A 22865-nucleotide genomic window follows, 5' to 3' on the forward strand; every position below is an offset into this window, starting at 1 on the left:
TATCAGCCCGTGAACGGATAGGCGACTGATCGAAGCCATGCCAGACGGACAACCGACAAACCGGTCGTCCCGATCACGGGCGGCTCCGATCCGAAGCGAAGTGGAGACGATGTGCAATATGTGAGTTCGCGGGGCGAGGCGCCGGTGCTCGGCTTCGCCGACGCCCTGCTGGCAGGTCTCGCGAGCGATGGTGGGCTCTATGTGCCCGAGACCTGGCCGGTCCTGTCCGCCGACACCATTCGCGGTTTCGCCGGACGCCCCTATGCCGAAGTAGCCTTCGACATCCTCACCCCCTTCGTGGGCGACGATATCGCGGCCGCGGATCTGAAACGGATGGTGGAGGAGGCCTACGCGACCTTCCCACATCCGGCGGTCGCCCCCCTCGTCCAGATCGGCCCCTCGCACTTCGTGCTGGAACTGTTCCACGGCCCGACTTTGGCCTTCAAGGACATCGCGATGCAGCTCATCGCGCGCCTGATGGACCATGTGCTCGGCCAGCGGAAGCGGCGCGCCAGCATCGTCGGCGCGACCTCGGGCGACACCGGAGGAGCGGCGATCGCGGCTTTCGCCGCAAGCCAACGGACCGACATTTTCATCCTGTTCCCGCATGGGCGTGTCTCACCGGTGCAGCAGCGCCAGATGACCACGTCCGGCGCCGACAACGTCCATGCCGTCGCCGTCGACGGAACCTTCGACGACTGCCAGGCCCTGATCAAGGCGATGTTCAACGACCGCCGATTCCGCGAGACGGTCGCTCTCTCGGGCGTCAACTCGATCAACTGGGGCCGGATCATGGCCCAGATCGTCTATTATTTCACCGCCGCGGCCAGCCTCGGAGCGCCGGACCGGAAAGTCTCCTTCACCGTCCCGACCGGCAATTTCGGCGATATCTTTGCAGGCTATGGTGCCAAGCGCATGGGCCTGCCGATCGAGCGGCTGGTGATCGCCACTAACCAGAACGACATCCTGGTTCGCACGCTCGATCGCGGCTGCTACGAGACCACCGGCGTCCACGCCACCATGTCGCCATCGATGGACATCCAGGTTTCATCCAATTTCGAGCGCCTGATCTTCGAGGCGAGCGGACGTGATGGCGAGATGGTACGGCGACTGATGCAGCAACTGTCCCAATCCGGCAGCTTCACCCTTCCCGAACCGGTTCTGACAGCGATCCGCGCGGAATTCGACGCCGGGGCGACCGACGAACCGGCAACCGCCGAGACGATCGCGCGGATGCTGACGACGACGGCCTATCTCCTCGACCCGCACACCGCCGTCGGCGTGGGTGTTGCGGAAACCCGCCTCGGCCCCGAGCCGATGATCACCCTCGGCACCGCCCATCCGGCCAAATTCCCGGCCGCGATAGAACGGGCAACGGGCATTTCGCCGGCGCTTCCGCCCAGTCACGCCGACCTCATGCAAAAGCGCGAGACGCTGGACCGTTTGCCGAACGAGATCGGCGCCGTCCAGGACTATATTCTCGCGCGATCGCGCGCCGTCAGTCAGGGAGCCGAAGCATGAGCGTCGACATCACGAAGCTCTCGAACGGACTGATCATCGCCACCGAGACCATGCCGCATCTGGAAAGCGCCTGCCTCGGCATCTGGGTGAAGGCCGGCGCCCGCGACGAGGCGCCCGAGGAGCACGGCATCGCCCATTTGCTCGAGCATATGGCATTCAAGGGCACGAATCGGCGCAACGCCCGCCAGATCGCCGAGGAAATCGAGGACGTCGGCGGTGAAATCAACGCCGCGACAAGCGTCGAGACGACATCCTATTACGCCCGTGTCCTGAAAAACGACGTGCCGCTGGCGCTCGACATTTTGACCGACATCCTGATCGACTCGCGCTTCGACGAGCAGGAGCTCGAACGCGAGCAACAAGTGATTCTGCAGGAGATCGGCGCGGCCGAGGACACGCCGGACGACATCGTCTTCGACCATTTCCAGGAAGCGGCCTATCGCGGCCAGATCGTTGGCAGGCCGATCCTCGGCACGCGGCAAACGGTCAAATCCTTCAATCCGGGGAATTTGCGGACCTATCTGGCCCGGCACTATTCGCCCGACCGGATGATCGTTTCGGCGGCTGGCGCCGTTTCGCACCAGGCGATCGTGGACCAGGTGCAAGCCGCGTTCGGATCGAGCGCGGCCCCGCCCCTGCCGCTGCACTCGGAACCGCGGACGCCAGCCGCCTATACCGGCGGCGAGTTTCGCCAGGAGCGCGACCTGATGGACGCGCAAATGGTCCTCGGCTTCGAAGGGCGTCCCTACTACGCCCGCGATTTCTACGCCTCGCAGGTGCTGTCGCTGATTCTCGGCGGCGGAATGTCGTCGCGGCTGTTCCAGGAAGTGCGCGAGCGGCGGGGCCTTTGCTACGCCATCTACGCCTTCCATTGGAGCTTTTCCGATTCCGGCATTTTCGGCGTCCATGCCGCGACGGGCGAGGCGGAACTCGCCGAGCTCGCGCCGGTGATCATCGACGAACTCCTCAATGCAGCGGCCGGGATCACCGAGGTGGAGGTGACGCGCGCCCGCGCGCAAATGCGATCGAGCCTGTTGATGTCGCAGGAGAGCCCTGCCTCCCGTGCGGCGCAGATCGCTCGCCAGCTTCTGTTCAACGGATCGACGATCGCCAATGAGGAGTTGATCGGACGTCTCGACGCGATCACGGCGCCGCGCCTGTCCGACCTCGCCGAGCGGTTGTTCATGGGCCAGACCCCGACGCTCGCCGCCATCGGCCCGGTATCGCGCCTGCCGGGCACGGGCGAGATCGTCGCCCGCCTCAATAATCGAACGGGATCCGAGGCCTTGGTTGCCGCAGGTCACTGACGCGGGCAATGAGCATTCTCGACCATCTGACTGGACCGCAGCTTCCGAGCCTGGAAGGCGACGGGATCTTGCTGCGCATGCCCCGGCGCGGCGACTACGCGGCCTGGCGAGCATTGCGAGGCGACAGTCGCGAATTCCTGAAGCCGTGGGAGCCGTTATGGACGGCCGACGAATTGTCGTGGGAGGCCTATCGCCTGCGCCTTCGCCGCTACAGTCAGGACGCGCGCGAAAACACCAGCTTCTCCTTCTTTCTGTTCGACGCGGAAGGCAGAACCCTGTACGGCGGCACCACCATCGGCCAGATCCGGCGCGGGGTCGCGCAGTCCGGCACGTTGGGCTACTGGATGGGCGAGCGTTATGCGGGCTCCGGTCTGATGCCGCGCGCGGTGGATCTCATGAAGCTGTTCGCCTTCGACGTGCAGGGGCTGCATCGCATCGAGGCCGCCTGCCTGCCGTCCAACACCCGGTCGATAAGATTGTTGGAAAAATGCGGTTTCACGCGCGAGGGTCATCTGCGAAACTACCTGAAAATCGCCGGGCGGTGGGAGGACCACTATCTTTACTCTCTGCTCGCCGAAGAATGGTCGCGATCGAGGTCCAGGGAACGGCTCTGTGCCCTACCCGCGGAATGATCGCGGCATGGCTGTGACGCAGAGACGCAAGAAGGCTTCGCGAACGGCTATGCGATCCACACTCCCGTCCGGGAAACTGATTCTCGCGCTGATCGCGCTCGTCCTGGCGTCTTTCGTGACCGCGGTACCATCGCGGGCGTTGGAGCCGGTCAGCATTTCGCGCGACGATACCGCCATCGACCTGAAACCCGCGGTCGACATCCATCGCGACCAGGGACGCAGTTTCCAGGTGGCGACCGTCCCAGGCGCCGACGGGATCGTACGCCGGATCGAGATCGAGGCGAATTCGCCCGACGCCTCGGGCAATTGGGCGGTCTTCGCTCTTGCCAATAACGGCGACGAGCAGATCGACCGCCTCGTCGTGGCGCCGCATTTCCGTCTCGTCGGATCGGGCATCGTCTGGCCGGATCTCGGATCCCAGCGCATCGCCTCGATCACGCCCTCACAGGGCTTCGCCCTGGAACGCCAACCGAGCTCGGACGCGGACGTCTTTCTGGTGACCCTCGATCCGGGAGCGATCGTCACCTTCGTCGCCGAACTGACGGCGTCCAATCTCCCGGACATCCGGCTTTGGGAGCCCAACGCCTACAAGGACACGATCAACGCCTTTACCCTTTACCGCGGCATCGTTCTCGGCATTTCCGGCCTGCTCGCGGTGTTCCTGACGATCCTGTTCGTGGTCAAGGGCTCGGCGATGTTTCCCGCGACGGCCGCACTCGCCTGGGCCGTGCTCGCCTATATCTGCATCGACTTCGACTTCTGGCAGAAACTCGTGCCGGTCCTGCCGGGCCAGGAACGAATGTGGCGCGCCGGAACGGAGGTGGCCCTCGCCTTCACGCTGGTCGTCTTCCTGTATGCCTACCTCAACCTCAACCGCTGGCACGGCCTGTTGTCGATCTTTACCGTGCTGTGGCTCGCCGCGCTCGGAACGCTGGGGGCCGTAGCCGCTTTCGATCCCGTGATCGCGTCAGGGATTGCCCGCCTGTCGCTCGCAGCCACCGCCATTGTCGGGCTTGGGCTGATCGCGACGCTCGCCGCCCAGGGCTTCGACCGGGCGATCATGCTGATCCCGACCTGGTGCCTCATTTTGCTATGGCTCGTCGCCGGGTGGATGACGACGACCGGCCGCATCGACAACGACATCATCCAGCCGGCGCTCGGCGGCGGCCTGGTACTGATCGTGCTGCTCATCGGCTTCACGGTGATGCAGCATGCCTTCGCCGGCGGCGGCTTCGCGCAGGGACTTCTGTCGGACATGGAACGGCGCTCGCTCGCGCTGGCGGGCACCGGCGACGCGATCTTCGATTGGGACGTCAGCCGCGACCGCATCTTTGCCGGCGCTGACGGCGACGCCCTCGCCGGCATGCCGGTCGCGTCGATGAACGGCCCGGCGCGGGACTGGCTGCCGATCCTCCACCCCGACGACCGCGATCGTTTCAGGATGACGCTGGACACCATCCTGGAACACCGCCGCGGGCGCATCTCGCAGGAATTTCGTTTACGCGACGAAGATGGCCACTATCACTGGATGGCGCTGCGCGCGCGCCCGGTCCTCGGCAGCGACGGCGAGGTCGCGCGCTGCGTCGGAACGCTGAAGGACGTGACCGAGCGCAAGAAGGCCGAGGAGCGGCTGCTGCACGACGCGCTACACGACCAGTTGACCGGACTGCCGAACCGCGAGCTGTTCAAGGACCGGCTGGATGCAATCGGCGTTCTCGCGGCAACCCGCCCCGACGTGCATCCGACGATCTTCGTGATCGATCTCGACCGCTTCAAACAGGTCAACGACGATTTCGGCATCGCCACGGGCGATACCATCCTGCTGACCTTGGGACGGCGGCTGAAGCGCCTGCTGAAGCCCGAGGACTCGCTCGCCCGCTTGGGCAGCGACCAGTTCGGGCTGATCTTGCTGTCGCAGACCGAGGTCGGGGCCGTCGCGGCCTTCGCCGAGACGCTGCGCGACGGCATCAAGGCGCCGATCGCCTTCGCCAACCGGGAGATCGTGCTAACCGGCGCGATCGGCCTGACCGGCTGGACGGAGTCATCCAGCCCGGACGAGGTGCTCAAGGAGGCGGAACTCGCCATGTACGAGGCGAAGCGGGGCGGCGGCGACCGCATCGAGCCGTTCCGGCCCTCCTACCGCAGCGCCGGCTATGGCCGCCTGCAAGTGGAATCGGACCTGCGCCGCGCCTTCGAACGCAAAGAGTTGTCGCTGGCGTTCCAGCCGATCATCCGGCTCGACGGCGAGGAAACCGCCGGCTTCGAGGCGCTGCTGCGGTGGGAGCACCCGAGACGCGGCGCCATCTCGCCAACCGAGTTCGTGCCAATCGCCGAGAGTACAGGCCTGATCGTCCAGCTCGGCCAGTTTGCCCTCGAGGAAGCCGCCCGGCGACTGAGCGACTGGCAGCGAATGACCGGGAACCAGAAGCTGTTCATGTCGGTCAACATCTCCAGCCGGCAGCTCATTCGCCAGGATCTGATCGCCGACGTCAAAACGGTTCTGGAGCGTTACCGCCTGCCGCCGGGGAGCCTGAAGCTGGAGCTCACCGAATCGATCGTGATGGACAATCCAGAGCGCTCGGCGCAACTGCTGACGCGGCTGCGCAGCCTCGGCGTCGGGCTTTCGCTGGACGATTTCGGCACCGGTTACTCCTCCCTCGCCTATCTGATGGGCTTTCCCTTCGACACGCTGAAGATCGACCAGTCGTTCCTGAAGAACAACAGCCAGCCGCAACGCCCGATCATCCTGCACTCGATCGTCACGATGGCCCATGACCTCGGCTTGCAGGTGGTCGCGGAAGGCGTGGAAAGCGATTCCGACCTCGTCCTGCTGCGTCAGCTGAACTGTGAATACGCCCAGAGCTTCATGTTCTCGCAGCCACTGACGGCGGAGCAGGCGCGCAAGGCGCTGCACGATCACATGGTCGGGTTGAAACGGGCCAGCTGACGCGCCGGCGGGATCCGCGCGGGACGCAAAAAAGCGGGACGCCATGATCGCCGGAATTTTGCTCCGGCCGCCAGCGTCTAGGCGTGGCCGGCGTCGCTGGCCAGGAACGCCGCGTCGACCCCCAGCAAGGCCAGGGCGCGGCCGTATTTCTGGTCGAGCTGATTATCGAAGACGATGCCGAGATCGGCCTTGCAGGTCAGCCAGCCATTCGCCGCGATCTCGTTTTCCAATTGCCCCGGCGCCCAGCCGGCATAACCGAGCGCCATGATCGCTGTGCGGGGGCCGATGCCTTGCGAGATTGCCTTGAGGATATCGAGCGTCGGGGTCAGCGAAATCCGGTCGTCCACCGGCACGGTCGAGTCGGAATCGTAATCGTCGGAATGCAGCACGAAGCCCCGGCCCTTTTCCACCGGGCCGCCCATGCAGACCGAAACCTCCAGCCCTTTCTCCGGCAGGTGGATGTCCGTCTCGCTGGCGACGATGCCGAGCTGGGTCAAAAGAGCTGGAAAACTGACCGGCTGCGGCTTGTTGATGATGAAGCCCATCGCCCCATTCGCCGAATGGGCGCAGAGATAGATGACGCTGCGCACGAAGCGTTCGTCCTCCATGCCCGGCATGGCGATCAGAAAATGCCCCTCGAGCGTGGTATCGATGCTGTCGTGTCCGATGTCGTGATCCATATTCATGCCAACCACATGCTGTGCCCGGATGTCGTCACAAAGGTTCTCATCATTCGGACGATTAGACCAGAGCAAGCGGGCCACGTCTGTGGGTGGAAATTCCCTCTTCTCGTTATTTTGAATGGCGGGCGGTCCGCCGCCGGGTCTATCCACGCTTGACCGCACACAGCTTCGCGCGTTTGTACAGACAGGACGAAGGAGTGGAACCGATCATGATACGGACCATCCGCATGGCATACGGCCTTGCCGGCGTGCTCGGCCTTGCTCTTCTGGCCGGCGAAGCGCTCGCCGCGAGCGATGGCGCGACGCTGGCGACGGATCAGGTCACGATAAGGTTGGCGAGCGAGACCGCCATGCCGGACGGCACGGTTCGCGGCGCGCTGGCTGTCGACCTCGCGCCAGGCTGGAAGACCTACTGGATCGACCCTGGCGCCTCCGGCATCCCTCCCACGATCGACTTTTCCGAAACCAGCGGACTCGGTACAGCCACGCTTCGCTTCCCCGCCCCGCACCGCCTGGGCGAGGATTTCAGCCGCGCCAACGGCTACAAGCAACCGCTGTCGATCGCCTTTGAACTCGCGCCAGAGCCGGACGCAACGATCGGACCGATCGAAGCGCAGATCCTGCTCGGCGTCTGCGCCGAAATCTGCATCCCTGTGCAGGCGAACCTCACCGGCGAGAGCGATGCGGCAGCCGACGCCACCACCGTCGCCGCGGCCTTCTCGGCCCTGCCAGATCGATCCGGCGATATCGGCCGAATTCGATCGGCCGTTGCCAATGCCAAGGGCGATGTGCTGACGATCACCGCCGAATATGCCGGGGCAGCCGAAACGCCGGATCTTTTCGTGCGGGGACCCGAAGGCTGGTATTTCGACGAGCCGGCGGCACCAGCCTGGCGGGACGGCAATCTCGTCTTCGAGGTCAAGGTGGTGGATCGGCCGCGCGGCGCCGACGGCGCTCCGGAGTCGATCGACGTCGTCTTCACCGATGGTCCCCGCGCCTTCGAGGCCAACGACATCACGGTTGCGGGCAAACCGCCGCAAGGCTGACAGGGTCGACAAACGCCCCGAATGCCCCACATCCGGCATCGCTGGCGCTTGGCCAGGATCAAGCCGCTTGGCGGCGCACAAGAGGGACGACATATGGCTATCGGCGTAGGCGACAAACTTCCGAACGCGACACTGAAGACCAAGGTACCGGATGGCCCCGCCGATCTGTCGACCGATGAGATTTTCGCCGGCAAGACGGTCGTGCTCTTTGCCGTGCCCGGCGCGTTCACGCCGACCTGCTCGATGAACCATCTGCCGGGATTCCTCACCCACAACGACGAAATTCGCGCCAAGGGCGTCGATACGATCGCCGTCGTCGCGGTCAACGACGTCTTCGTCATGAGCGCTTGGGAAAAGGCCAATGACGCGGCTGGCAAGATCCTGTTCCTGTCGGACGGAAACGGCGAGTTCACCAAGGCGGTCGGGCTCGATGTCGACCTTTCGGTGGCAGGTCTCGGCGTGCGGTCCAAGCGCTACTCGATGATTGTGGAGAACGGGGTCGTCAAAGCCCTCAATATCGAGGAATCACCGGGGCAGGCTGACAAATCGTCGGCCGAGGCGCTGCTCGAGCAGCTCTGAGTCACCCCGACAACAGCATGGAGACGGGCCGTGAGGAACGTTACCTCGCGGCCCGTTCTCCTGTCTTGAACGGCTCCATGCCGGCGCGGGCGAGTTCGTCGGCGCGTTCGTTGAGTTCGTCGCCGTCATGGCCGCGGACCCAATGGAACGCCACTTCGTGGCGGCCCTTCTCCGCTTCGAGCCGTTGCCATAGCTCGGCATTCTTCACCGGCTTCCTGTCGGCGGTCTTCCAGCCGTTGCGCTTCCAGCCGTGAATCCATTTGGTGATGCCGTCGCGCATATACGTCGAGTCGGAATACAGATCGACGGTGCAGGGGCGCTTCAGCGCGGCGAGCGCCTCGATCACAGCCGTGAGCTCCATGCGGTTGTTGGTGGTCTGCTCCTCGCCGCCCTTCAACTCCTTGGCCGCTCCGTTGAAGCGCAGGATCGCGCCCCAGCCGCCCGGCCCCGGATTGCCCGAACAGGCCCCGTCGGTATGGATCTCGACCCGGATTGCCTCGCTCATGCCTTCACCCGTCCGGTATCGAACCCGTATCCTGCCGCATTTCCGACCGAGCGGTGGAAACGCAGCTTGCGCAAATATTCCTTCGGGTCCTTCTTGGTGACGAAGGAGCCCTCCGGCGTGTTCAGCCAATCGTAGAGCCGCGTCAGCAAGAAGCGCAGGGACGCCCCGCGGCAAAGGACGGGAAGCGCCGCGAGTTCTTCTTCCAGCAACGGCCGGACCGCGGCGTACCCCTCAAGCAGCGCCCTGCCCTTGGTCACGTTGAAGCTTGCGTCCGATTCAAAGCACCAGGCGCATAGCCCGATCGCCAAGTCGTAGGCCAGGAGGTCGTCGCAGGCGAAATAGAAGTCGATCAGGCCGGACAACTCACCGGAGAGGAAGAAGACGTTGTCGGGGAAGAGATCGGCATGGATGATGCCGCGCGGGATATCCGTCGGCCAGTTTGCTTCCAGGAACGCCAGTTCCGCCGCGATCTCGTCGGACAGACCCGGCTCCACCTCATCGGCGCGGCCATCGCAACTCACAAACAGCGGCCGCCAGTCAGCGAGCGCCAGGCCGTTTGCCCGATGCAGCGGGAAATCCGCGGCTTCCGCGTGCATGCGCGCCATGGCGCCACCGACGGCCCGGCAATGGTCCGCCGACGGTCGGCGGGTCCACATACCTTCCAGAAAGGTAAAGATCGCCGCCGGGCGACCCGACAGTTCTCCGAGCGACTCACCGGCGCGCGTATGGACCGGCAACGGGCAGGACAGCCCGCGCTCGGCCAGATGCTCCATCAGGCCGACAAAGAACGGCAGATCGTCGCGGTTTACCCGCTTTTCGTAGAGCGTGAGGATGAAGGTCCCGCCGCCGGTGCGCAGCAGGAAGTTCGAATTCTCGACGCCCTCTGCGATGCCCTTGTAGCTCAGCAACGGGCCAAGGTCGTAATCGGCGAGAAACGCCATCAGCTGCGATTCCGAAACGTCCGTATAGACCGCCACGCTCAGACCTGACCGTTCACGAAGGCCATGTCGGCCACCGTCAGTGGCGTCTGGCGAAGGCTGCGCATGACCGGGAAGTTCTCGTTCTCCTCGGCCGTCCGCACCAGTCCGATGGCGACCTCGAACCGCTCGCGGAAGGCCGCGACGATGGCGTCGATGAGAATTTCCGGCGCCGAGGCCCCAGCCGACATCGCGATGGTGCCGCCCGGCACGATCGCGTGCCAGGGAATGTCCGCCACGCCCTCGACCAGAACGCCCTCAGCCGCGCCGAAGCGTTCCGCCACCTCGACCAGCCGGCGCGAATTCGACGAATTCGGCGCCCCGACCACGAGGAAGACCTCGGCGCCGGGAGCGGCTGCCTTCACCGCCTCCTGCCGGTTGGTCGTGGCATAGCAGATCGATTCCGACGAGGGTGCGTGCAGCGCCGGGAACTTCGCCTGTAACGCCTCGACGATCCCGATCGTGTCGTCCACAGACAGCGTCGTCTGGGTAACGAAGCCGAGGGTCGCCGGATCGCTCGGAACATAGGCGGCGACATCCGCCTCGGTCTCGATCAGGGTCACGGCGCCTTCGGGCAGCTGCCCCATGGTGCCGACGACCTCCGGATGACCGCGATGACCGATCAACAGGACATGGCGGCCGAGCCGCATGTGCCGCATCGCCTGCTTGTGGACCTTCGAGACCAGGGGGCATGTGGCGTCGAGGTAAAGCATCTCCCGCGCCTCGGCCGCTGCTGGAACCGACTTCGGCACGCCATGCGCCGAAAAGACCACCGGTTGGCCATCGTCGGGAATATCGTCGAGTTCCTTGACGAAGACCGCGCCCATGTTGCGCAAGCCTTCGACGACATAGCGATTGTGGACGATCTCATGGCGGACATAGACCGGGGCGCCGTATTTCTTCAGCGCCAGAACGACGATCTGGATTGCCCGGTCGACACCGGCGCAAAAGCCGCGCGGCTCGCACATGCGGATCGTCAGTTTCGGCTTTGCGGCGGGGACGGACAAGAATGGCTCCGGTGTTGGCGGTATCGCGCGGTCGGCGGGGCGAATGAAGGGATCGACCATGCACGTGTCAAGTCTCGCCGTGCCTACAGCATGTTGGCGAAAACCGGAATCCGTTTTCGGAATACTGCTTCGCGGGACCTGATCGGTCGTTCCACTGCGCCGCCGGCGTTAAGCCTAACAACATCCAAATCTTGGCAGAGGCGTCTTTCGAATTTACTCAGGATACCGAATGAATTCGGGAGAGATCCAATGCTCGAACAAAGACGCAATCGCCGACGCCGTGTCTGCCTGGCCGGCGCGGTCACATGCGGCCCCGAAAGCGCGATCCTGCCCGTTCGGATCAAGAACCTGTCCGACCATGGCGCCGAAATCGTCGCTGCGGATGGACACATTCCCTCGCGCGATGTCGAGTTTTCCGTTCAGCGTGCCGACGCGCGGATCAGATCGGCCAAGGTCGTCTGGCGCAGAATGCGGAATTTCGGCCTAGAATTCAGCGACGGCCGCGACGATCGGGGCGATACGGACGCCACGGTCCGTCGGCTCTTGTCAGATCTCGGCAGGTTCGGTTCGACCCGCGGCGACTGAACGGTTCAGCTTGAGGCGCCGGTGGCTGCCCGAGCCGCGCGTCGATCCCGCACCACGAGCAACACCGTCATTACCGCCAGCACGAAGGCCAGCCCGTACCAGGTGATGGCGTATTGCAGATGGCTGTTCGCGATCTCGATGACAGTCGTCCCCCCCACCGGCCAGCCGCCGGGCGCCCGGCCCGGCCCGGCATCGACGAAAAACGGCAGCACCCGCGCGTCGCTTGTGAGCGTCAGGCCGGCGGCCATCGCATCGAGATCGCGCCAGAAAAACATCTGCTTGGCCGTATCGTTGTCGGGCACGAAATAGCCCGACTTCTGGGTCGGCGCGTTCCTTGCCAGACCCGTAATCGTCACGCTTCCCTCGACCTGCCCCTCCGGGCGCGTCGCCGGCTCGCGCAGCTCATAGGGGACGAAGCCGCGATTGACGAACACGACATCCCCGTCCCCTGTCACGAGCGGCGTATAAACGTTCCAGCCGGCCTGGCCGTCGAAGGTCGACAGAAAGTAGCGCTCGCCCTCATGGAGGAAGCGGCCGTTGACCGTCACCGGGATGTAGTCGACATCGCCTGTGGCGGCATACGCCGCGCGAAGCGCCGTCAGATCGACGGGTTTTGTGTCAACTCGCTGTTCGATCCGGTCGATGAGGCCTTGCTTCCAGGCGAGCCGTTCGACCTGCCAGGTGCCCAGACCGGCGAGGATCGCGATCCCGGCAAGGCAGAAACCCAGCGCCAACCAGAAGCGCGCGCGGGACATGCGGCTGCCCATAGCGTCGTTGGCGGCAGGGCTCACGGGCGCGATATCACCGGTCAAGATCGAGACGGCCTTCCGATGCCCGGTGCTTGTATTGCAACGCGATCATCAATCCCTTGAGACTGCGCAGGAGCGGCAGGCTGAGGATCAGCGTCAGCGGCAGCCAGAGCAGGAAATGCACCCACAAGGGCGGGCCCACCGTGACCTCCAGCCAGAGGGCCAGTCCAACGACGATAAAGCCGATGATCAAAATCACGAAGACCGCCGGACCATCGCCGCTGTCGATGAAAGCGTAGTCCAGATCGCAATTGGTACAGCGCGGCGCGACGGACAAAAAGCCGGAAAACAATCGCCCCTCGCCGCAGCGGGGACAGCGTCCCCGCAGCCCGGCCTTGGCCGGGTCGGCCGGCGTATGCGGCGCCCTGTCTTGGCTCATCGGTTTGCGGTCTCCCAAAAATGGCAGAGGCGGCTGCTTGCGCGCCGCCTCTGCCATAAACCATCGGCTCGCCGTCGACCGGCCGAGACAGGTTTCAGCCTTCGGCGATCGTCGCGCCCCAGCTGCCCCAGATATAGATGCAGAAGAACAGGAACAGCCAGACGACGTCGACGAAGTGCCAGTACCAGGCGGCGGCCTCGAAGCCGAAGTGCTTCTGCGGGGTGAACTGCCCCTTCATCGCCCGGATCAGGCAGACGGTCAGGAAGATCGTCCCGATGATGACGTGGAAGCCGTGGAAGCCGGTCGCCATGAAGAAGGTCGAACCGTAGATCGACCCGGCAAAGGCAAACGGCGCGTGGGCGTATTCGTAGAACTGGACGTAGGAGAAGATGACGCCGAGGATGATGGTCAGCGCCAGCCCCCAGACCAGGCCCTTGCGGTCGTTATGCAGCAGGGCATGGTGCGCCCAGGTGACCGTCGTGCCCGACAAGAGCAGGGTGATCGTATTGAACAGCGGCAGGTGCAGCGGATCGAGCACGTCGATGCCGACCGGCGGCCATTGCCCGCCCAGGACTTCCGCCCGCATTGGCTGAACGGCTTCGCCGGGAAACAGGCTGGCGTCGAAGAACGCCCAGAACCAAGCGGCGAAGAACATCACCTCGGAGGCGATGAACATGATCATGCCGTAGCGCAGATGCAGCGACACCACCCGCGTATGGGCGCCCTCGCGGCCCTCCTTGATGGTGTCCGACCACCATGCATACATCACGTAAAGAACGATCGCCAAACCGAGGAAGAACAGCCAGGGACCAGCGAGATCCAGGCCGAAGACCACAAACTGGTTGCCGGCGGCGCCACGCATGAAGCCGACGAGGCCGAACAGCATGACGAACGCGCCGATCGAGCCGATGAACGGCCACGGGCTCGGATCGATGATATGGTAGTCGTGGTGCTTGGCGTGCGTGTCTGCCATTACGGGTCCCCGGTCTGATCCTCTATGCCCGGCGATCTGCCTATCGGAGATCGCGAGCCAATTCCAGCTTCACTCTTGCCTGCCGCGCGCGTCCGATATCCCGGTCGCTCGCGGGTCTCACAGTTTGTTCGTCGTGTCCGTGCTCGTCCCGTTTTGCGGCGCCGCCGCAACCGACTCATCGGGATCGTCGACCCTGAAGAACGTGTAGGACAAGGTAATTCCCGGCGCATTCTTCAATTCGTCCGCTTCCAGCATGTCCGGATCGACGTAAAAGACGATCGGCATGTCCAGCTCTTCCCCCGGCTGGAGCGTCTGGTTATCAAAACAGAAGCAGGCGATCTTGTTGAAATAGACCCCGGCGGCGTTGGGCGTGACATTGAACGTCGCCTGCCCCGTGACCGCCCGGTCGGAATTGTTCTTCACATGAAAGCTGGTCTCGCGCGTCTCACCGAGTTTCACCGTGACCTGCCGGTCGTTCGGCTGAAACGCCCAGGGAAGGTCGCCGTCGACGTTGCCGTCGAAGCGCACGATCACCGTACGGTCGATGACGCGGCTCGAACCCGCCTCCGCCCGCTGTGTGGTGCCACCATAGCCGGTGACCTGACAGAACAGCTGATAGAGCGGCACGGAGGCATAGGCGGCGCCGACCATGCCGACGGCGAAGGCCGCGCAGGCAACGGCGATAACGATGCCCTTGCGGCCGGCTGTGCGGGGCGCCGGCTTTCCCGCGTCACGTTCCATCCCGCTCATGACGCCATCTTCGCGATCGAGACGACGTAGAAGATGACGACGAGCGCCACGAGGACGACCCCGATCGCGATCGACCGGTGCCGTCGCGCCCGCTGTTCCGCCTCGGTGAGCCTTACGCGATCCTCTTCCACATCAGGCTCCGATCATGGTCGACACAGGCCGCAAAAGCGCTTCGGCGAGAAGAATCACGAACAGGCCGAACAGATAAAGGATGGAAAAGGCGAACAACCGCTTGGCCGGAATCATCTTCGGATCGCCGTCGGCCATGCGCAGCGTCGCATAGGCATGACGAAGAAAGTTCGCCCCGAGCAGGACCGAGGCAATTCCGTAGACCGGCCCGGCGAAGCCCAGGAGCCAAGGCGCGACGCCGACCGGTACAAGCACCAGTGAGTAGATGAAAATCTGGATTCGCGTCGTGCGTTCGCCGGCGACATTCGGCAGCATCGGCACGCCGGCGTTGTCATAGTCTTTCAGCTTGAACAGCGCCAGCGCCCAGAAGTGCGGCGGCGTCCAAAGGAAGATGATGAGAAAGAGAACGATGCTCTCGACCGCGACGCCGCCCGTGACGGCGGCCCAGCCGATCATCGGCGGGAAGGCTCCCGCCGCGCCGCCGATGACGATGTTCTGCGGCGTCGAGCGCTTCAGCCACATGGTGTAGACGACGGCGTAAAAGAAGATCGTGAAGGCGAGCAGCCCGGCGGCGAACCAGTTCGAGGCGAGACCGAGCAGCGAAACCGCGAGCAAAGACAGCCCGAGCCCGAAGGCCAGCGCCGTCTCCGGCTCGACACGCCCGGCCGGGATCGGACGCTTCGCCGTGCGCGTCATGACGCGGTCGATGTCTGCGTCATACCACATGTTGAGCGCGCCCGAAGCGCCCGCGCCGATCGCGATCGACAGGATCGAGATAACCGCGAGCGTCGGATGCAAAGAGCCAGGGGCCAGCGCGAGGCCGGTGATCGCGGTGAGAACCACCAGCGACATGACCCGGGGCTTGAGTAGCGCCAGGAAGTCACGCGGCTCGGCAAGGCTCACGCCGTTGGAGCGCACCTCGCTGTTGGTGGGGCCGAGAAGCGTCAAGTCGAACCTCGAACTCGTCCATCTGACCGGTGTCCGGTCGCATTGGGCGCCCTCCCGAATGGGAAGGCCCCGAATATTGGTGCGCCCGGTCCGAAGACCGTAGCGCATTTACCGTGCGGCGTCAGCCGGCGCGTCTCACTTCACGCGCGGCAGCTCTTCCCACTGGTGGTAGGGCGGCGGCGAGGACAGCTGCCACTCGAGCGACGTCGCTCCCGCACCCCAGGGATTGGGGCCGGCGATCCGCTTTTTGGCGAAGGCTTCCCAAATTCCATAGAGGAAGATCGCGACGCCCACGGCCGAGATGTAGGAGCCCATCGACGACACGAAGTTCCAGCCCGCGAACGCCTCCGGGTAGTCGGCGTAACGACGTGGCATGCCGGCGGCGCCGAGGAAGTGCTGCGGGAAGAACAGAATGTTGACGCCGACGAAAGTCGTCCAGAAGTGTATCTTGCCGATCATCTCGTTGTACATGTAGCCCGACATTTTCGGGAACCAGTAGTACCAGGCCCCGAAGATGGCGAAGACCGCGCCGAGCGACAGCACGTAGTGGAAGTGAGCGACGACGTAATAGGTGTCGTGCAGCACGCGGTCCAGGCCGGCATTGGCCAGCTTGACGCCGGTGACGCCGCCAACGGTGAACAGGAAAATAAAGCCGAGAGCCCACAGCATCGGCGTCTTGAACGACAGCGAGCCGCCCCACATCGTCGCGATCCACGAGAAGATCTTGATGCCCGTTGGCACCGCGATGACCATGGTTGCGAACACGAAATAACGCTGTGTGTTAAGCGAGATGCCGGTCGTATACATGTGGTGCGCCCACACAACGAAGCCGACGACGCCGATCGCGACCATGGCGTAGGCCATTCCGAGATAGCCGAAAACCGGCTTCTTGGAGAAGGTCGAGATGATGTGGCTGACGATGCCGAAACCGGGCAGGATCAGGATGTAGACCTCCGGATGTCCGAAGAACCAGAACAGATGCTGGTACAGGATCGGATCGCCGCCACCCGATGGATCGAAGAAGGTCGTACCGAAATTGCGATCGGTCAGCAGCATGGTGATCGCGCCGGCAAGCACTGGCAGCGACAACAGCAGCAGGAAGGCAGTCACCAGCACCGACCAGGCGAACAGCGGCATCTTGTGCAGGGTCATGCCCGGCGCGCGCATGTTGAGGATGGTGGTGATGAAGTTGATGGCGCCGAGGATCGACGAGGCGCCGGCAATATGCAGCGAGAAGATCGCGAGATCGACGGCCGGGCCGGGGTGACCGGATGTCGACAACGGCGGATACAGGGTCCAGCCGGTGCCGGCACCGTTGGAACCGGGAGCTCCCTCGACGAACATCGACAGAATCAGTAACGGGAAGGAAACGGCGAGCAGCCAGAACGAGATGTTGTTCAACCGCGGAAAGGCCATGTCCGGCGCGCCGATCATGATCGGCACCATCCAGTTGGCGAAACCGCCGATCAGCGCCGGCATGACCATGAAGAAGATCATGATCAGGCCATGCCCGGTGGTGAACACGTTGTAGAGCTGCGGATCGCCGAAGATCTGCAAGCCGGGCTCCTGGAGCTCCATGCGCATCGCAACGGAGAGGCCACCGCCGATGATGCCCGCACAGATCGCGAAGATCAGGTAGAGCGTCCCGATGTCCTTGTGATTCGTCGAATAGACCCAGCGCGTCCAGCCGGACGGCTTGTGAGCGTCATGGGCGTCGTGGGTGGCGCCATAGGCCATTGTCGATCTCCCTCAAACCCTGTTGGTGTTCAGCGACCGGCAACGGCGATGCTGACCGCGGAGTCGATCTCCGCGGTCAGCTGCGCGTTGGCGTTCTCCAGATCCTGCGAAGCAGCGGCATACCAGCTGGCGAACTGCTCCTTCGAAACGACCCGGATGGCGATCGGCATATTGTAGTGAGCCTGGCCGCAGAGCTCCGAGCACTGGCCGTAGAAGATGCCCTCCCGCTGCGCCTCGAACCAGGATTCGTTCAGGCGACCGGGAACCGCATCGACCTTGACGCCCATCGACGGCATCGCGAAGGCGTGAATGACGTCAGCCGACGTCGACAGCAGGCGAATCACCGTATCGACGGGAACGACCACCTCGTTGTCGACCGCCAAGAGATGGGGATAGGTCCCCTTGTCCTGCTTGCCGGCGCCATCGCGATCTTCCTCCAGCAGAGGATAGGATTCATACGAGACCGTCTCGGCCTGCGCCTGCGCGGTGCCATCCGCCGGCTGATATTCGTAACCCCAATACCACTGATAGCCGGTCGCCTTGATGGTCAGTTCCGGCTCGCTTGGCGGATTGTACTGCGCCGTCAGCAGCTGGAAGGACGGGATCGCCAGGAACAGGAGGATGATCACCGGCGCGACGGTCCAGACGACCTCGATCAGCGTATTGTGGCTGGTGCGGGACGGGACCGGATTGCGGCTTTCGCGGAAGCGGTAGATGCACCACCCCAAAAGCGCCGCAACGATGATGGTGATCGGGATGACGAAGGCCAGCGCGTACCAGTTGAACCATTGAATCTGGCTCTCGATAGGCGACATGGCGTCCTGAAGCAGGATCTGCCAGGGATGCGGCTGTCCGGGAAGCAGGTCCGCTTCCTGCGCGATGGCAGCCCCGGCCGTCGAAAGAAACGCCGTTGCAGCAAAGATCGATCGTCTCACTCGCATTGTCTCCTGTCGCGCTCGCGTCAGTCCCTGATCCGGAACGGATACTGCTTGGAACCAGCGAACGCCAGCACCAAAACATATGATAATCCGAATATGTCCGGTAGCCCAGTGCTTCAAACCACGAAACCCGGTTTTCCGCAACATCTTAGAACGGCCATCCACTTGCGACATATTCGCGATGCCGCGGGCATAATCCGAGCAACATCAGTCGCTAGCGAGGCTTTGTGCGAAAGGACGGTGCTCGAGCGACGCGCGTTTTATGCGATTATCCCCGCGCTATGGACATCCGCCTCGCCGGCAAGCGGCATCGCCGGTAACCAATTATTTGCCATAGAAGCGGCAAATGAGAAGCAAGCCTGATTCGGATTTTACGATGACACATGCCTTTCTGCCGCGACTCGCGGCCCTCGTCCTGATGGCCGCCGCAGCCGCGGCGCAGCCCGCCGCGGCGCAATCCGGCGCCACCGGAACGGTCAAGTCCCAGCACGGGGCGTGGGCCATCGTCTGCGATCAGCCGGCCGGCGCCTCCGGCGAACAATGCGCCCTGCTTCAAAACGTCGTGGCCGAAGACCGCCCCGAAGTCGGCCTGTCGATCGTCGCGCTGAAGACCGCGGACCAGCAGGCGCGCATCCTGCGCGTGCTCGCCCCGCTCGGCATTCTTCTGCCCAACGGCCTCGGATTGTATGTCGACGGCAACGACATCGGCAGAGCGCAGTTCGTGCGCTGCTTCCAGGACGGATGCTTCGCTGAGGTGGTTCTCGCCGACGACCTGCTGGAAACCTTGTCCAGCGGCAAGATGGCGACCTTCATCGTCTTCCAGACGCCAGAACAGGGCATCGGTATCCCGGTAGACCTCGACGGCTTCAAGGACGGCTTCGCCGCCCTGCCGTGATCGCGGCGAACGCCGGCCGGAGCCGCGCGGCTGTCTCGTGCCCCCAGCCGTTGGCATACGGCCCACCCGCTCTTATGTCGTGGCTCTGAATCTTTCGACCGAGGAGCCTGCCATGACCGCGTCGCTGATCGAGCGCTTCGACATTTCCAGAGCCGAGATCGACACCATCCTTGGCGAAGCGCTCCAAGGCGCGGACGATGGCGAACTGTTCCTTGAATATCGCGAATCGGAATCGCTGGTGTTCGACAATGGCCGCCTCAAGGCCGGCAATTTTTCGACCGACCAGGGCTTCGGCTTGCGCGCCGTCGCCGGCGATGCCGTCGGCTACGCCCATGCGGGTGACTTTTCCGACGCCGCCCTGAAACGTGCGGCACAAGCCGTCACCGCCGTGAAAACCGGCCATCACGGGACCTATGCCGAGCCGCCCGCCGGCACCAATCGCAAGCTCTATGGCGACGAGAACCCGATCCCCTCGCCGGGATTCGAGGCGAAGATCAAGCTTCTCCAGGACATCGACGCCTATGTGCGGGCCAAGGGCGAGGATGTGCGCCAGGTTTCGGTGACGCTCGGCTCGCAATGGCAGACGGTCGAAATCCTGCGCGCCGACGGACGGCTGGCCAAGGACGTGCGACCGCTGGTGCGGATCAATGTTTCGGTGGTCTGCGGCAAGGATGACCGGCAGGAATCGGGCTCGTTCGGCGCCGGAGGACGGACTGGCTTCGGCGAGTTTTTTGTCACCGAAAACTGGCAGCATATCGCCGACGAGGCGCTGCGCCAGGCCCGGGTCAATCTCAGCGCCGTTCCCGCCCCCGCCGGCACTTTCGACATCGTGCTCGGGTCCGGCTGGCCGGGCGTCATGCTGCACGAGGCGGTAGGCCACGGACTGGAGGGCGATTTCAACCGCAAGAAGACCTCCGCCTTTGCCGGCCTGATGGGCAGCCAGGTGGCGGCCAAGGGGGTCACCGTCGTCGATGACGGCACCATCGCCGAGCGGCGCGGCTCGCTGACGATCGACGACGAAGGCACGCCGACGAACCGGACCGTGCTGATCGAGGACGGCAAGCTGGTCGGCTACATGCAGGACCGCCAGAACGCCCGGCTGATGGGGATGGCCGCCACCGGCAACGGTCGGCGCCAGTCCTACGCCCATTCGCCGATGCCGCGTATGACCAACACCATGATGCTGGAGGGGTCGCACACGCCGCAGGAGATAATCGCCTCGGTCAAGGACGGCATTTATGCCGTCTCCTTCGGTGGTGGCCAGGTCGACATCACCAGCGGCAAATTTGTCTTCGGCTGCACCGAGGCCTACCGGATCCGCGACGGCAAGGTCGAGGAGCCGGTAAAAGGCGCGATGCTGATCGGCAATGGACCGGAGGCGATGCACCGGGTGTCGATGATCGGCAACGACGTCGCCCTCGATACCGGGATTGGCATGTGCGGCAAGAACGGCCAGGGCGTGCCCGTCGGCGTCGGCCAGCCGCATCTGCGCATGGACCAGGTGACGGTGGGCGGCACCGAGGCGTGAGACGCCCCGGTTCGATCGTTATCCTGACCGGTGCTGGAATCTCGGCCGAATCCGGCGTCGACACCTTCCGCGACAAGGGCGGGATCTGGTCGCGGGTGAAGCTGGAGGACGTGGCGACGCCAGAGGGCTTTTCCCACGATCCGGCGATGGTCCACGCGTTCTACAATGCTCGCCGCGCGGGGCTTTCCGCGGTCGAGCCCAATGCGGCCCACCACGCCCTCGCCAAGCTGGAACGCGTCCATGACGGCGCCGTCACGCTGGTCACGCAGAATATCGACGATCTGCACGAACGCGCCGGCTCGCGAAATATCGTCCATATGCATGGCGAACTCACCAAGGCGTTCTGCGCGACCTGCGGAGCCCACTTATTGGCGGACGGTGATTTGAGCGCGGATCTGGTCTGTAGCGCCTGCGGACATGCCGGCGGCATGCGCCCGGACGTCGTCTGGTTCGGCGAGATCCCCTATCACATGGACGACATCTACAAGCGCCTTCTGGCCGCCGATCTTTTCGTCTCCATCGGCACCAGCGGCGCGGTCTATCCGGCGGCGGGCTTCGTCGCCGAGGCGCGCGCCGCCGGAATCCGAACCCTGGAACTCAATCTCGAGCCGTCGGACGGCACGCCGCTTTTCGACGAGGCCCGTCACGGCAAGGCAAGCGTCCTGGTGCCCGCGTTCGTCACCGAGATCCTCGCAGGGATCTGACGCGCCAGCCGCCTTGGCCTGAAGCCAGCCTCCACGCCGATCAGGCAGCCGCCGTTATGGATACACGCGTTCGACAGTCCAGGGCGCACCTGGCTCCGTTCGCCGGAAGATCGCCCGATCGTGCAAGCGAAACTGGCCATCCTGCCAGAACTCGATCTGGACCGGCACCAGACGAAATCCCGACCAACGGGCCGGCCGCGGGATGTCACCATCGCCATACTGTTCGCCCAATTCGGCGACACGCTTCTCCAGGACCGCGCGGTTATCGAGCGGCCGCGACTGCTCCGACGCCCAGGCCCCGACCCGGCTGCCCCGCGGCCGCTCGGCAAAATAGGCATCGGCTTCGTCGTCGCTGACGATCTCGACCGGCCCGCGCAGCCGAACCTGCCGGCGTAGCGACTTCCAATGGAAGCACATGGCGGCCTTGCGGCTGGCGAGAATCTGCCGACCCTTATCGCTCTCGAAATTGGTGTAGACGACGAAGCCCCGTTCATCGAACCCCTTCAGGAGCATCATCCTGACATCGGGCAGCCCGTGTTCATCGACGCTCGCCAGCGCGGTCGCGCCCGGATCGTTCGACTCGCTCTCTCCAGCGGCGTCGAGCCAGGTGGAAAACAGGGCAAACGGATCGTCGCCCACAGGCATTTCACCAAGGGTTAATAGTTCCTTCGCCATATTGGACCTGTCTTACCTTTCCGGGACATCTTGCCGAATCGCGCGCGGCAGCCTTAGACATAAAAGATTGATGGCACTGTTCAAAACTCTTTCAATGATCGCTCTTCTACTCGGCCTCGGCGGATGCGTCGTGTCGGGACCTGGACTTGGCGACATAGTGGATAACAGCTTCATCACCGGCTCGATCGCGCCGGCCGTCGACGCCGCGCCGACCCAGGTGGCCGCACAGCCGGACCAGGTCTCGGACCGGCGCACCGTGCGCAACGCCGTCTCCGCTGCCGATATCGAGGGCGCCGGCGGGCGCTACGCCTGGGCCAACCCGCAGACCGGTGCCAACGGCGTCATCACGGCGCTGCAGGAAGTGCGCGCGGGACGGCAGATCTGCCGCAAATTCCAGACCTCCCGCCAGCGCTTCGACGGCATCGCCCTCTACAATGGCGAGGCCTGCACGGTCGGGGAAGGCGAATGGGCTCTCGTGCGGTTCGACGAAAATCGCTGATCCGCCTTCGTCAGCCTACGCTCCGCCCTTAAATTTCCAACCTCCTGCCTACATATAGGCTTTCGGCGCGGCCCGGCCGCTGTCCCTCGTTCAACATCCGTCCGCATCGTGA

At 64.2% G+C, this 22865-nt stretch carries 24 protein-coding genes; 11 read left to right on the forward strand and 13 right to left on the reverse strand.

Translation table 11 applies throughout. The features are described from left to right. Positions 1–111: 111 nt before the first annotated feature. The 4 genes from thrC to VQ044_RS00125 are packed head-to-tail and all read left to right on the forward strand — an operon-like array spanning position 112 to position 6407. The gene (gene thrC, locus VQ044_RS00110) at positions 112–1521 is read left to right on the forward strand and encodes a threonine synthase (protein WP_327644905.1); all 1410 of its coding nucleotides are present in this window, start codon (positions 112–114) and stop codon (positions 1519–1521) included. Further along, a complete protein-coding gene (locus tag VQ044_RS00115) occupies positions 1518–2828 on the forward strand; it encodes a M16 family metallopeptidase (RefSeq protein ID WP_327644907.1) in 1311 nt (436 codons plus the stop codon). Before thrC ends, VQ044_RS00115 begins: the two co-directional genes overlap by 4 nt. Positions 2829–2836: 8 nt before the next feature. Beyond that, positions 2837–3460, forward strand: a complete 624-nt coding sequence (locus VQ044_RS00120; protein WP_327622309.1) for a GNAT family N-acetyltransferase — start codon at positions 2837–2839, stop codon at positions 3458–3460. A 49-nt stretch (positions 3461–3509) separates the two neighbouring features. Then, complete coding sequence (locus tag VQ044_RS00125; RefSeq protein WP_327622310.1) at positions 3510–6407, forward strand: EAL domain-containing protein; 2898 nt, start codon at positions 3510–3512, stop codon at positions 6405–6407. Between the two features lie 77 nt (positions 6408–6484). Here the strand turns inward: VQ044_RS00125 and VQ044_RS00130 are convergent, their stop codons facing one another. Further along, positions 6485–7087, reverse strand: a complete 603-nt coding sequence (locus tag VQ044_RS00130; RefSeq protein ID WP_442872837.1) for a YqgE/AlgH family protein — start codon at positions 7085–7087, stop codon at positions 6485–6487. A gap of 212 nt (positions 7088–7299) precedes the next feature. Here VQ044_RS00130 and VQ044_RS00135 point away from each other — a divergent pair, with 212 nt between their 5' ends. Together VQ044_RS00135 and VQ044_RS00140 are read left to right on the forward strand one after the other, a co-directional pair. Further along, complete coding sequence (locus VQ044_RS00135) at positions 7300–8136, forward strand: protein-disulfide reductase DsbD domain-containing protein (RefSeq protein WP_327644910.1); 837 nt, start codon at positions 7300–7302, stop codon at positions 8134–8136. Between the two features lie 93 nt (positions 8137–8229). Further along, positions 8230–8715, forward strand: coding sequence for a peroxiredoxin (locus VQ044_RS00140; RefSeq protein WP_327644912.1), 486 nt, complete (start codon positions 8230–8232; stop codon positions 8713–8715). A 40-nt stretch (positions 8716–8755) separates the two neighbouring features. Here the strand turns inward: VQ044_RS00140 and rnhA are convergent, their stop codons facing one another. Genes rnhA through ispH form a run of 3 tightly spaced genes read right to left on the reverse strand, consistent with a single transcriptional unit; the run spans position 8756 to position 11204 of the window. Further along, positions 8756–9220 (reverse strand): ribonuclease HI, encoded by a 465-nt coding sequence (rnhA, locus tag VQ044_RS00145; RefSeq protein ID WP_327644913.1) that lies wholly within the window; start codon positions 9218–9220, stop codon positions 8756–8758. Beyond that, positions 9217–10197 carry a homoserine kinase gene (locus VQ044_RS00150; protein WP_327644914.1) on the reverse strand — a complete coding sequence of 327 codons (981 nt, stop codon included), beginning with the start codon at positions 10195–10197 and terminating at the stop codon, positions 9217–9219. The genes rnhA and VQ044_RS00150 overlap by 4 nt, the downstream gene beginning before the upstream one ends. Before the next feature lie 2 nt (positions 10198–10199). Next, entirely contained in the window at positions 10200–11204 is a 1005-nt protein-coding gene (ispH, locus tag VQ044_RS00155; RefSeq protein WP_327644917.1) for a 4-hydroxy-3-methylbut-2-enyl diphosphate reductase, read from the reverse strand. 249 nt (positions 11205–11453) lie between these two features. On the opposite strand from ispH, the gene VQ044_RS00160 reads away from it, so the two are divergent. Then, positions 11454–11789, forward strand: coding sequence for a PilZ domain-containing protein (locus tag VQ044_RS00160; RefSeq protein ID WP_327644919.1), 336 nt, complete (start codon positions 11454–11456; stop codon positions 11787–11789). A gap of 5 nt (positions 11790–11794) precedes the next feature. Here VQ044_RS00160 and VQ044_RS00165 read toward each other — a convergent pair whose 3' ends face one another. From VQ044_RS00165 to coxB, 8 genes are all read right to left on the reverse strand, one after another. Then, the gene (locus tag VQ044_RS00165; protein ID WP_327650737.1) at positions 11795–12601 is read right to left on the reverse strand and encodes an SURF1 family protein; all 807 of its coding nucleotides are present in this window, start codon (positions 12599–12601) and stop codon (positions 11795–11797) included. Continuing rightward, complete coding sequence (locus VQ044_RS00170; RefSeq protein ID WP_327644923.1) at positions 12591–12977, reverse strand: DUF983 domain-containing protein; 387 nt, start codon at positions 12975–12977, stop codon at positions 12591–12593. The genes VQ044_RS00165 and VQ044_RS00170 overlap by 11 nt, the downstream gene beginning before the upstream one ends. A gap of 94 nt (positions 12978–13071) precedes the next feature. Further along, positions 13072–13950 (reverse strand): cytochrome c oxidase subunit 3, encoded by an 879-nt coding sequence (locus VQ044_RS00175; RefSeq protein ID WP_327622320.1) that lies wholly within the window; start codon positions 13948–13950, stop codon positions 13072–13074. A 117-nt stretch (positions 13951–14067) separates the two neighbouring features. Further along, positions 14068–14691: a cytochrome c oxidase assembly protein gene (locus tag VQ044_RS00180; protein ID WP_442872840.1), complete on the reverse strand. Its 624-nt coding sequence runs from the start codon at positions 14689–14691 to the stop codon at positions 14068–14070. Positions 14692–14696: 5 nt separating this feature from the next. Next, complete coding sequence (locus VQ044_RS00185; RefSeq protein ID WP_327644925.1) at positions 14697–14831, reverse strand: protoheme IX farnesyltransferase; 135 nt, start codon at positions 14829–14831, stop codon at positions 14697–14699. A 1-nt stretch (position 14832) separates the two neighbouring features. Beyond that, positions 14833–15777 carry a heme o synthase gene (locus VQ044_RS00190; protein WP_442872836.1) on the reverse strand — a complete coding sequence of 315 codons (945 nt, stop codon included), beginning with the start codon at positions 15775–15777 and terminating at the stop codon, positions 14833–14835. A gap of 135 nt (positions 15778–15912) precedes the next feature. Continuing rightward, positions 15913–17514, reverse strand: a complete 1602-nt coding sequence (gene ctaD / locus VQ044_RS00195) for a cytochrome c oxidase subunit I (RefSeq protein WP_327622323.1) — start codon at positions 17512–17514, stop codon at positions 15913–15915. 29 nt (positions 17515–17543) lie between these two features. After that, positions 17544–18455: a cytochrome c oxidase subunit II gene (gene coxB, locus VQ044_RS00200; RefSeq protein ID WP_327644927.1), complete on the reverse strand. Its 912-nt coding sequence runs from the start codon at positions 18453–18455 to the stop codon at positions 17544–17546. Between the two features lie 415 nt (positions 18456–18870). Between coxB and VQ044_RS00205 the strand changes: the two genes are divergently transcribed. The 3 genes from VQ044_RS00205 (at position 18871) to VQ044_RS00215 (ending at position 21579) form a co-directional block, all read left to right on the forward strand. Then, a complete protein-coding gene (locus VQ044_RS00205; protein WP_327622477.1) occupies positions 18871–19347 on the forward strand; it encodes an invasion associated locus B family protein in 477 nt (158 codons plus the stop codon). Positions 19348–19459: 112 nt separating this feature from the next. Beyond that, the gene (gene tldD, locus VQ044_RS00210; protein WP_327622325.1) at positions 19460–20875 is read left to right on the forward strand and encodes a metalloprotease TldD; all 1416 of its coding nucleotides are present in this window, start codon (positions 19460–19462) and stop codon (positions 20873–20875) included. Continuing rightward, positions 20872–21579 carry an NAD-dependent deacylase gene (locus tag VQ044_RS00215; RefSeq protein WP_327644928.1) on the forward strand — a complete coding sequence of 236 codons (708 nt, stop codon included), beginning with the start codon at positions 20872–20874 and terminating at the stop codon, positions 21577–21579. The genes tldD and VQ044_RS00215 overlap by 4 nt, the downstream gene beginning before the upstream one ends. Positions 21580–21633: 54 nt before the next feature. Here VQ044_RS00215 and pdxH read toward each other — a convergent pair whose 3' ends face one another. Beyond that, positions 21634–22254 carry a pyridoxamine 5'-phosphate oxidase gene (gene pdxH, locus VQ044_RS00220; RefSeq protein WP_327644929.1) on the reverse strand — a complete coding sequence of 207 codons (621 nt, stop codon included), beginning with the start codon at positions 22252–22254 and terminating at the stop codon, positions 21634–21636. 70 nt (positions 22255–22324) lie between these two features. Here pdxH and VQ044_RS00225 point away from each other — a divergent pair, with 70 nt between their 5' ends. Then, complete coding sequence (locus VQ044_RS00225; RefSeq protein WP_327644931.1) at positions 22325–22753, forward strand: RT0821/Lpp0805 family surface protein; 429 nt, start codon at positions 22325–22327, stop codon at positions 22751–22753. Positions 22754–22865 lie beyond the last annotated feature (112 nt).

The sequence above is a fragment of the Aurantimonas sp. C2-5-R2 genome (genome assembly GCF_036549495.1).
GTDB lineage: Bacteria > Pseudomonadota > Alphaproteobacteria > Rhizobiales > Rhizobiaceae > Aurantimonas > Aurantimonas coralicida_A.

What these genes read in the sequence shown, in the direction of transcription:
- VQ044_RS00120 (WP_327622309.1), top strand. Translation starts at nt 2,837, where the DNA reads ATGAGCATTCTCGACCATCTGACTGGACCGCAGCTTCCGAGCCTGGAA.
- VQ044_RS00160 (WP_327644919.1), top strand. Translation starts at nt 11,454, where the DNA reads ATGCTCGAACAAAGACGCAATCGCCGACGCCGTGTCTGCCTGGCCGGC.
- VQ044_RS00225 (WP_327644931.1), top strand. Translation starts at nt 22,325, where the DNA reads ATGGCACTGTTCAAAACTCTTTCAATGATCGCTCTTCTACTCGGCCTC.
- tldD (WP_327622325.1), top strand. Translation starts at nt 19,460, where the DNA reads ATGACCGCGTCGCTGATCGAGCGCTTCGACATTTCCAGAGCCGAGATC.
- VQ044_RS00125 (WP_327622310.1), top strand. Translation starts at nt 3,510, where the DNA reads ATGCGATCCACACTCCCGTCCGGGAAACTGATTCTCGCGCTGATCGCG.
- VQ044_RS00170 (WP_327644923.1), bottom strand. Translation starts at nt 12,977, where the DNA reads ATGAGCCAAGACAGGGCGCCGCATACGCCGGCCGACCCGGCCAAGGCC.
- coxB (WP_327644927.1), bottom strand. Translation starts at nt 18,455, where the DNA reads ATGCGAGTGAGACGATCGATCTTTGCTGCAACGGCGTTTCTTTCGACG.
- VQ044_RS00180 (WP_442872840.1), bottom strand. Translation starts at nt 14,691, where the DNA reads ATGGAACGTGACGCGGGAAAGCCGGCGCCCCGCACAGCCGGCCGCAAG.
- pdxH (WP_327644929.1), bottom strand. Translation starts at nt 22,254, where the DNA reads ATGGCGAAGGAACTATTAACCCTTGGTGAAATGCCTGTGGGCGACGAT.
- VQ044_RS00175 (WP_327622320.1), bottom strand. Translation starts at nt 13,950, where the DNA reads ATGGCAGACACGCACGCCAAGCACCACGACTACCATATCATCGATCCG.
- VQ044_RS00115 (WP_327644907.1), top strand. Translation starts at nt 1,518, where the DNA reads ATGAGCGTCGACATCACGAAGCTCTCGAACGGACTGATCATCGCCACC.
- rnhA (WP_327644913.1), bottom strand. Translation starts at nt 9,220, where the DNA reads ATGAGCGAGGCAATCCGGGTCGAGATCCATACCGACGGGGCCTGTTCG.
- VQ044_RS00205 (WP_327622477.1), top strand. Translation starts at nt 18,871, where the DNA reads ATGGCCGCCGCAGCCGCGGCGCAGCCCGCCGCGGCGCAATCCGGCGCC.
- VQ044_RS00130 (WP_442872837.1), bottom strand. Translation starts at nt 7,087, where the DNA reads ATGGATCACGACATCGGACACGACAGCATCGATACCACGCTCGAGGGG.
- ctaD (WP_327622323.1), bottom strand. Translation starts at nt 17,514, where the DNA reads ATGGCCTATGGCGCCACCCACGACGCCCATGACGCTCACAAGCCGTCC.
- VQ044_RS00135 (WP_327644910.1), top strand. Translation starts at nt 7,300, where the DNA reads ATGATACGGACCATCCGCATGGCATACGGCCTTGCCGGCGTGCTCGGC.
- VQ044_RS00140 (WP_327644912.1), top strand. Translation starts at nt 8,230, where the DNA reads ATGGCTATCGGCGTAGGCGACAAACTTCCGAACGCGACACTGAAGACC.